Here is a 7,808-nt window from a genome sequence, read left to right on the forward strand (position 1 = left end):
GGATTTATGAAGGCTATTTTGGGTTTCACTCGGATGTCTGTCCGAGGACTCAATAAAGTCAAAAGAGAACTTGGTTTTGTATTAATGGCACTTAATATAAGAAAAGTAGTAGCTCAACGAGCTGAAAATAATCAAAAAATTTATAAAAAAGACAATTTCTATATTATTTCAATAGAAATTGTCTTTTTTTCACTTATCCAAGAACTTTATGTCCCGGACTCTTTTTGTGTTCTTTATTTTGATAATTTAAAAACACCAAATATGATGACAATAACTATAGTGACGATATCGAATGAATGTATAAACGCATCGCCAAATGTTTTATCTTGCCAAAAGTAACGAATAGCAAATAACAATACAGATTGTATTATTATTGCAACGAAAACATTAATAAAAGGTTTAGAAAACATAATGTTATATATTATATATATAAGTGTTGCTACCGTTATAATCCATAGTAACGTGCTTGGAAGCAAAATATCATCTCCAGCTGTCTATAAAATAATTAATGTAATTGCTTTTGTAGCAATCCATGCGTAGTTATCGCTTAAACCTAAGCCTTTCATTTGTTTATAAATTTCATCTTCAACATCACCTGTGAAGTGATCGACTGCTTTAAGAGCTGCATAGAATTTACTTTGTGTACCGATTTTCTTTTTAACTTTTGTTGGTAAAGAATTCCACGCTTGTTTAACAACCTTTTTAGTAATACCTATTTTACCACGTTCAGTATTACCATTTTTATCCATACCTTTTGTTTGCGCTGTATTATTCAGTAGTTCCATTTGTTCTGTATTATTATAATTATTCGCTTCAACTAATGTTTTAAAACTGTCTTTTGCTTGTGGTGATAGTGCTTGATATCTTTTGTCATTTTTAACGTCATTTGTGATAGTTTCTTGTTTTTGAACATTACCTTGTTGTGATTGTGATTGTGTTTGTGCATTAACTACTGTAGAAGTTCCTGTTACTAATAAAGTACCAACTAAGCTTGCTGTAATAATTTTTTTCATTTTTACAAGTCCCCTTTGTTAATAATTTTAAAAAATACACTCTCAATATTTATTATAGTATTACTATAATATGATTTTGAGACTTTTCCCTAAGTGATGAAAATCCGTTCTTATGTGTTAATTGAATACATATATTATATTAAAAAAATGTAGCATAATTGTTTTGGGAGTGGTTATTGCTACAAGCATTTTATTACTTCTGGCAGAGTGAATTTTTAACGTTTTTGAAAAAAATATGAAGTGTCTGTGACGTACAACTTTTATTGTGCGTCTTTTTCATGCCTAAGTGTTTATTTTTATTTCATAAGTGTAAATTGTTGTAATTCATTCACAAATAAAGTATACTTAAACTGTGAAATAAACATCGTTGCTATGACAACATTTAGATTCACATTTTGAGTTAACAGATAAGAAAGGGTTAAAACAATGGCTAAAATTGGATATGCACGTGTCTCAACAAAAGAGCAAAACTTATCATCACAAATTGAATATTTGAAACAACAAGGCGTATCAGAAAGCCTTATATTCGTAGATAAAGGTGTTTCGGGTACAATCAGCCCATACGATCGCAAAGGGTTTAAAAAGCTACTGCAAAAAGCACGTGGCGGTGATGTATTAGTTGTTTATAAATTGGATCGCATTTCACGTAAATATGATGATGTTCAAAAAGTAATACGACAATTAAAAGATGATGGGTTATCTTTTGAAATAGGGGGCTTGCCTAACATCAACACAGGTAATGAACTGATGGATAAAGCGATGACTGATATGTTGTTGAGTTTACTTGGTTATGTTGCAGAGAATGAACGTGCATACATCAGAGAACGGCAGAGTGTCGGTATAGAAATTGCAAAGAAAGAAGGTAGGTTCAAAGGTAAACCGAAGAAGTATAGTGCAGATTCAAAAGACAGACACGGTAGACAAGTGTATTACATGATCGTTAATGATTTAAAAGAGGGTCATAGTAAAAACTCAATACGTCTTAAATATAATGTGGGTTACGGTACTATACAAAGAATTTCAGAAGAACTCGAGGAGGAATAAAATATGAATTATGAATTTAGTGATGAGTTAACAGAAGAAGAAAAAGAATATTATAGAAAGAGTCTTTTAGATATTTATGAACCACAAGAATTTAACAAGGTGCTTTATAATTTATTGAATAGCGATGAGAAAGAAACTGTTATAAGCTATGAAAAAGATATTGAACGTTTTGAAGAAAGTTATCAAGAATCTGGAGATATGATGGACTTAGCAGATATGCAACAAGCAAGATTTGAATTAAAAGAGTTTGAACAAAACAGAATGGAGGCGTATCACGATTATGTATAGCAATGAAGATATCGAAAAATTAAGAACTGACTTTTTAAACAAGACAAAAGCATTACGTGAACAAATTGATAACAAGAAAGCAAAAATTGAGAAAGATCAGCAAACATTGCGTAACCATCAAAAAAAACTTGATACACAAGTACAATCTTACGAAAATGAAGTGAATGCTTTAATTACAAAACTTGTTTTGAAAGATGGTATTGATAAAAATAAAGTACAAGAGATTTATAACTTCTTAATGAATTTTAATCAATCAGACGAACAACCAACTGTTAAACACAGTGAGTCTGATAAGTCAGAAGAAGTGCACACTTCTAGTACAAATCATGTTTCACAAGAAACATCATATGTACGTTCTGACAATCAAAATTATCATACACAACAGTGATGATTTTGATTAGGTTTTATAACTATTATCCGTTCACCTACACAGGATAATAGTTACACACACTTAGATTGCAAAATCTTAGTGTGACCTAAAGGGATCGAAGGGAAAGCGGAGCGTTTCCCTCGCAAGCTACTGAAGACAAATTTCGAAGAAATGTAGTCTTAAGTTACTGCTTGCAGTCGGTTTGTATCACAGGTGCATTGCCAAATGTAGCTGTGTACGAACCGGGGGTTTGACGTTATGCAATGTTGCACATTTTTGCAACGCATAACGTTTGTATAAAGTGTTAGCGTTAAGCTAATGCTTTATACAATGAATTTAATTGAAATGTGAGTGACATTTTATGAGTGAAAAGCGAGATAAAAATGAACAATTAAAGTTACCGCGTAAGTTTAATCACACATTTAAATTAAATGAGATTGAGAACGATAAACTTAAACAGTTACAAAGTGTGACTGGATTAAGTGTAAGTAAAATCGTTCGAGATACATTATTCAATGAACAGTCCATTCTTTCAAGTGGACGAGTTCAAGATGTTGAAGAATTAAACGAATTTAGAAGAACGCAAATAGAATTGATGCGGTTATTTGAGCAAGAGAAAAAAGAGTTAAATATGATAGGTAATAACATCAATCAGCTTGCTAGAAGTGTGAACAGAAATGAATATATAGACATTGAAGAATTAAAACTAATGCGTAAGCAAATAGAGCATTTAGCAGATAGAAATATGGAGGTGATTGAGCAGGTATGGCGACAACCAAAGTACATTCAACCCGAGATATGAGAGGTCTAATATCATACGCTAGAGATGAAGAAGTTCACAATAACAATGAATATGTAAACGGTGAAAGAGTATTAGCCAGTGATGGTATTTATTGCACAACAACCGATGCATATTTTCAGATGAGAGAAGTTCAAAGGTTATATGGTAAAGATAAAAACGAAATACAAGCGTTGCATGTGATACAAAGCTTTGACGATAACCAGTTTAATATTGAAGATCCAACGGCACCAGAACGAGCTTTGGAAGTTTCGAGGTTATCGAATGAACAAGCATACCCAAATAATCAAGTAGCTATGTATGTGCAGGCAGATGGTAAAGGTCAGAAAGTTCACGTTCATTCAATAGTTAATATCAGTGATTTGGACGGTAGAACGTTGAACTGGAACGAACGAAGTTATTACTATGCCGCTGAACATACAGACAAAGCAATGATTGAGTTAGGATATACACCATTAGATGCTGAGAAACGTCAAAGAGATTACACACCAAAAGACAAAGTTAATAAAGGTAGTATCTTTGCAAGCAATCGTGTAATAGAGGAAAAAATGCAAAAAGGAATGACGGAAGAACAAGCGTTACAAGAGGCATTACAAAGCAAAGAATTACCCAACACAGAATATGCAAAAATTGCTATAGAAAGCACGATTAATGATGAAAGAGTAACCAACATTGATACGTTTAAAGAAGTATTAAAGAATGATTATGAAATCACATACAAAACAGGTGCTGAACGAAAAAGAAAGTATGGCATCTATGAGTATGATTATTTAGACCAATCTTTAAAAGCTAATAAACGATCTTCACGTGACAAGACGTTAGGCGAAGATTTCATGGAAAAAGAAATTATAAAAAGTATAAATAATAAGGAGGCTGACAAAGATGTCGAGATTAACAGACCAAATGAATACGAACAAGACCTCAACTCAATCCAACTTGAGCAACAGCAACAAATACAACGACAAATCGCAGCAAGACAACACCATGAAAGAAATTCTGAACGCATTAAAAACAAGCAACGAACTAATGAAGAACCACCAAGAATCGTTGGAAAACCAGAGAAAAGCAACGGAAAATCAACAACAAACAATAGAAAGAGTAGAGCAAAAACTCGAGGCTTTGAACACGGAGACTAAGAAAGATAGTTATAATTTAACTAAAGAAGATAGAGAATTACTAACAGATATTAAAAAATATCAGAATATACTATATAAACAACATGAAAAGTGGTTAAATGATGCAAACGTAAAAATCAAACATAAGATAGATATTGAAAACAGTGATTATTTATCAAAACAAATGTCTGATAAAGTAGTTAATGAAGTGGCACCGGAAGTTGCTGACACGTTCAAAAAAGAATCAGCAACAGTGAAAGAAAGCACGAAAAAGATAGAAGATACATTTAACAAGTTAAAAAATGATATAACACGTTATAAACAAATTGCAGTCATAGGTATGGTAGCTTTCTTTGTATTAGCATGTTTAATACTTTTAGTTACATCGTTGACAAATGGAGCGTTTGAATTTTTAGGCGTTTCACATCTGTATGAGGCTATAACGGCAAAGATGAAAGCTAGTCACGGCTTTATAACAGTATTATGGTTTATAACTTATTTCATACCTGTAGCAATATGGACTGGAATAGTTATATTATTAGGGTATTTAACACGTAGATACATGTTATAATCATGTTAACACATGATTTAACGGAGGTTATCTAAAATGTTGACAGTAAAGCAATTAGCAGAAAAACTTGATGTAACACCGATCACAATTCACAGAAATAAGCCCGAAGATAAAGAATTTACAAAAGACGGTAATGTGAGTTATATAGATGAAGAACTAGAGAAGATCATTACAGCTAAAGTACAGAAAAATAAAAAAGTTTATAAGAAACAACCAAAGTCAGAGAGTGCGACTGATGTTGTAGAACAAATGCAACAGCAAATTGATTATTTAAAGTCGGTTATCGCTGAAAAAGATAAACAGATTAATAACTATACAAAACTCATTGATCAACAACAGCAATTGAACTTGCGAACAATGGAGCAACTCAATCAACCAAAAGACCACAGCCAACCATCAGAGCCACAGACCACACACCATAGTACAGATGTGAAGGTAGAACCAGAAGAAACACATAACAAACATGTTAAAACTCAAGAAAAAGGCTTTTTCAGTCGTTTCTTTGGAAAATAAAAATAGCACTGATGCGTTTAATACGCAAAAGTGCTATAATACATAAATAAAGGTGACTTGCTACCAACAAGACACCAAACCAGATCTATTTTTCAAATTTGCCGATTTGAAAAAACCTATTCAAATATATTTGATGAATACAGTATATCATACGTATCACAAACGCACAATTAATTTTGAATACAAGTCCTTGTTGGTAGCACACCTCTAAAAAATTTAGAAAGGTGTGCTTATTTTTATGCAATTAGAACAAACATTAAAAGAAAGAATAAACGCATATAGATCAAAAACTGAAAAACAAAATATAACAGTATATATAAAAAAGAGATCAACAAAAATATATAAAGAACCTGTTTTTATATCATTATTCCATCAAAAAATATCTGAAAAAAGTACAATTATTTTGAGGGACTTTTTAAAAAGTCCCTCAAAATCAAACAGCCAAACCCCAACGGGCGCAAGGCTTACAAGCTATCCCCAAAAGCGCCCCTTATGGGAGGGGTGCAGACCGGGGAACTTTTGGGGCGAGCTTTTTGGCGAGTATCCAAAAGTCATTGGTGAATTTGATATTGGTGATGATAACAAACTTGATATTTTTGCCAAAAAAAATGGTTTAAGTGTAACAATGGGTTTTGATTGCGAATGGTTCCAAGGTTATAGAAGTGTTAAAAGTGGTGTTTTGGAAGGTACCCAATGGGCATCTACAAATGATGAACACATATTAAAAAATAGATTTGTATTAAGTTATCAATTTAGTTTTGTATATGGCGATGAATTTTATGAGTTTTGTTTTGTACCCGATTTTGATTTTGGTGTTGATCCTAAAAAACAACGTTTACGATTTGATAATTTATTTTATTATATGATGCGTTATGTTGGTATAAAAGCTGTATATCGTAGAGATTGTGATGTTACATTAGTAGGTCATTTTTTTGGTGTTGATTTAAGTTGTTTCCGTGATTGGAGCACTATTTTTGATAAGAATAAAAATAGTAAATCAAAAGTGATTTTACAAAGTAAACAAATACTTTTTAATACAAGTCCCTTACGAATTAATGGTTATGCTTTCAGATCTAAAGTGAAAAATAAATTAAATATAAATCTACGTGACACTATGGCTTTATCTAGCCCTAAGACACCTTTAGCTGAATTGGGTTCTAGTATGGGTGTTCCTAAAATGTCTACTGAAAAATTAGATCAGTTAAATAACAAAAAAAGTAATTATTATAAAATGAATATGGATGTATTATATCGTGATCATAGAAATTTCTTTATTGATTACGCTTTATTAGATGCTCGTATCAGTCTGTTATGGTACTGCGAGTTTTATAAGAAGTTTGGAGATGCTTTAACTGTATCTCAAGCCAGTGGTGGTGTTGTTCGTAAAAAAGTACGTAAAAGCATTATTAATGATTTAAGTGATGTGGAATTATCAAATTTAGAAAAAGAGTGTTCTCATCTTTTAGATCTTGAAGAAACTTTTACACCTGTTAAATTTGTATATGATTACTACATTCGTGGTTTTGTTGATGAAGATTTTTCAGCATTTAATAAATATAAGCATGAATATGCTGATATAGCTGCTAAATGTTATTACGGTGGTAGAAATGAGTGTTATACACATGGTGTTCATAGAAATACTACGTATGATATTGATATTAAACAAGCTTATATGATTTCGTTTCTATCTATGAATGATGTTGATTATACGCAAAAACCTTATAGATTTGCTAAAGGTCATAAATTTACGTTATCTGATATTAAAGATCCTACAAATCAAGGTTTTGGGTACGTACATTTTAAATTTCCTGAAGATGTTGAATTTCCGTCATTGGCTGTTCGTTCTTCTGTGAAAGATGGTGAATCACCTGTATTTTGTTTAGAGGGCTCTACATACGCATCTACGCCCGATATTTACTGTTCTTTATTACAAGGTGCTGAAATTACAGTAGCTAGTGAAAATGGTTTTATCATGCCTGTGATGAGTAAAACACGTTATTTATCTGAAACAATAGAAGATATGATGAAACAGCGTGTTAAAGATAAAGAAATACACGGCAAAGGTGGTTCTGTTGCAAAGTTGAATTTATAGTAT

10 protein-coding genes and 1 pseudogene are annotated in these 7,808 nt (G+C 31.9%); 9 read left to right on the plus strand and 2 right to left on the minus strand.

Annotation, left to right across the window (positions count from 1 at the left end):
• Positions 1–250: pseudogene (locus tag HMPREF2663_RS13095) on the plus strand (IS5/IS1182 family transposase); the annotation flags it as partial.
• Here the strand turns inward: HMPREF2663_RS13095 and HMPREF2663_RS13100 are convergent.
• Positions 234–476 (minus strand): hypothetical protein, encoded by a 243-nt coding sequence (locus HMPREF2663_RS13100; RefSeq protein WP_083320003.1) that lies wholly within the window; start codon positions 474–476, stop codon positions 234–236. The pseudogene HMPREF2663_RS13095 and the gene HMPREF2663_RS13100 sit on opposite strands and share 17 nt — an antisense overlap.
• Positions 477–494: 18 nt before the next feature.
• Positions 495–1,013, minus strand: a complete 519-nt coding sequence (locus HMPREF2663_RS09630) for a hypothetical protein (protein ID WP_031866329.1) — start codon at positions 1,011–1,013, stop codon at positions 495–497.
• Positions 1,014–1,439: 426 nt separating this feature from the next.
• Between HMPREF2663_RS09630 and HMPREF2663_RS09635 the strand changes: the two genes are divergently transcribed.
• The 8 genes from HMPREF2663_RS09635 (at position 1,440) to HMPREF2663_RS09670 (ending at position 7,805) form a co-directional block, all read left to right on the plus strand.
• Positions 1,440–2,057, plus strand: a complete 618-nt coding sequence (locus HMPREF2663_RS09635) for a recombinase family protein (protein ID WP_002504404.1) — start codon at positions 1,440–1,442, stop codon at positions 2,055–2,057.
• Between the two features lie 3 nt (positions 2,058–2,060).
• On the plus strand, positions 2,061–2,345 hold the full coding sequence (locus HMPREF2663_RS09640; protein ID WP_002504403.1) for a hypothetical protein: 285 nt from the start codon (positions 2,061–2,063) through the stop codon (positions 2,343–2,345).
• Entirely contained in the window at positions 2,338–2,733 is a 396-nt protein-coding gene (locus HMPREF2663_RS09645) for a hypothetical protein (protein WP_002504402.1), read from the plus strand. Before HMPREF2663_RS09640 ends, HMPREF2663_RS09645 begins: the two co-directional genes overlap by 8 nt.
• Before the next feature lie 343 nt (positions 2,734–3,076).
• Complete coding sequence (mobC, locus tag HMPREF2663_RS09650) at positions 3,077–3,517, plus strand: plasmid mobilization relaxosome protein MobC (RefSeq protein ID WP_002504401.1); 441 nt, start codon at positions 3,077–3,079, stop codon at positions 3,515–3,517.
• Positions 3,481–4,650, plus strand: coding sequence for a relaxase/mobilization nuclease domain-containing protein (locus HMPREF2663_RS09655; RefSeq protein WP_070846340.1), 1,170 nt, complete (start codon positions 3,481–3,483; stop codon positions 4,648–4,650). Before mobC ends, HMPREF2663_RS09655 begins: the two co-directional genes overlap by 37 nt.
• Positions 4,634–5,200: a DUF334 domain-containing protein gene (locus HMPREF2663_RS09660; protein WP_070846342.1), complete on the plus strand. Its 567-nt coding sequence runs from the start codon at positions 4,634–4,636 to the stop codon at positions 5,198–5,200. The genes HMPREF2663_RS09655 and HMPREF2663_RS09660 overlap by 17 nt, the downstream gene beginning before the upstream one ends.
• Before the next feature lie 36 nt (positions 5,201–5,236).
• Positions 5,237–5,713, plus strand: a complete 477-nt coding sequence (locus HMPREF2663_RS09665; RefSeq protein WP_002504398.1) for a DUF536 domain-containing protein — start codon at positions 5,237–5,239, stop codon at positions 5,711–5,713.
• Between the two features lie 238 nt (positions 5,714–5,951).
• On the plus strand, positions 5,952–7,805 hold the full coding sequence (locus HMPREF2663_RS09670) for a hypothetical protein (RefSeq protein WP_070846344.1): 1,854 nt from the start codon (positions 5,952–5,954) through the stop codon (positions 7,803–7,805).
• Positions 7,806–7,808 lie beyond the last annotated feature (3 nt).

It is taken from the genome of Staphylococcus sp. HMSC077D08, from assembly GCF_001837945.1.
GTDB lineage: Bacteria > Bacillota > Bacilli > Staphylococcales > Staphylococcaceae > Staphylococcus > Staphylococcus epidermidis.

Bases quoted from the DNA above. Each gene is read 5' to 3' on its own strand.
- HMPREF2663_RS09630 (WP_031866329.1), bottom strand. From the start codon at position 1,013: ATGAAAAAAATTATTACAGCAAGCTTAGTTGGTACTTTATTAGTAACA.
- HMPREF2663_RS09635 (WP_002504404.1), top strand. From the start codon at position 1,440: ATGGCTAAAATTGGATATGCACGTGTCTCAACAAAAGAGCAAAACTTA.
- HMPREF2663_RS09640 (WP_002504403.1), top strand. From the start codon at position 2,061: ATGAATTATGAATTTAGTGATGAGTTAACAGAAGAAGAAAAAGAATAT.
- HMPREF2663_RS09645 (WP_002504402.1), top strand. From the start codon at position 2,338: ATGTATAGCAATGAAGATATCGAAAAATTAAGAACTGACTTTTTAAAC.
- mobC (WP_002504401.1), top strand. From the start codon at position 3,077: ATGAGTGAAAAGCGAGATAAAAATGAACAATTAAAGTTACCGCGTAAG.
- HMPREF2663_RS09655 (WP_070846340.1), top strand. From the start codon at position 3,481: ATGGCGACAACCAAAGTACATTCAACCCGAGATATGAGAGGTCTAATA.
- HMPREF2663_RS09665 (WP_002504398.1), top strand. From the start codon at position 5,237: ATGTTGACAGTAAAGCAATTAGCAGAAAAACTTGATGTAACACCGATC.
- HMPREF2663_RS09670 (WP_070846344.1), top strand. From the start codon at position 5,952: ATGCAATTAGAACAAACATTAAAAGAAAGAATAAACGCATATAGATCA.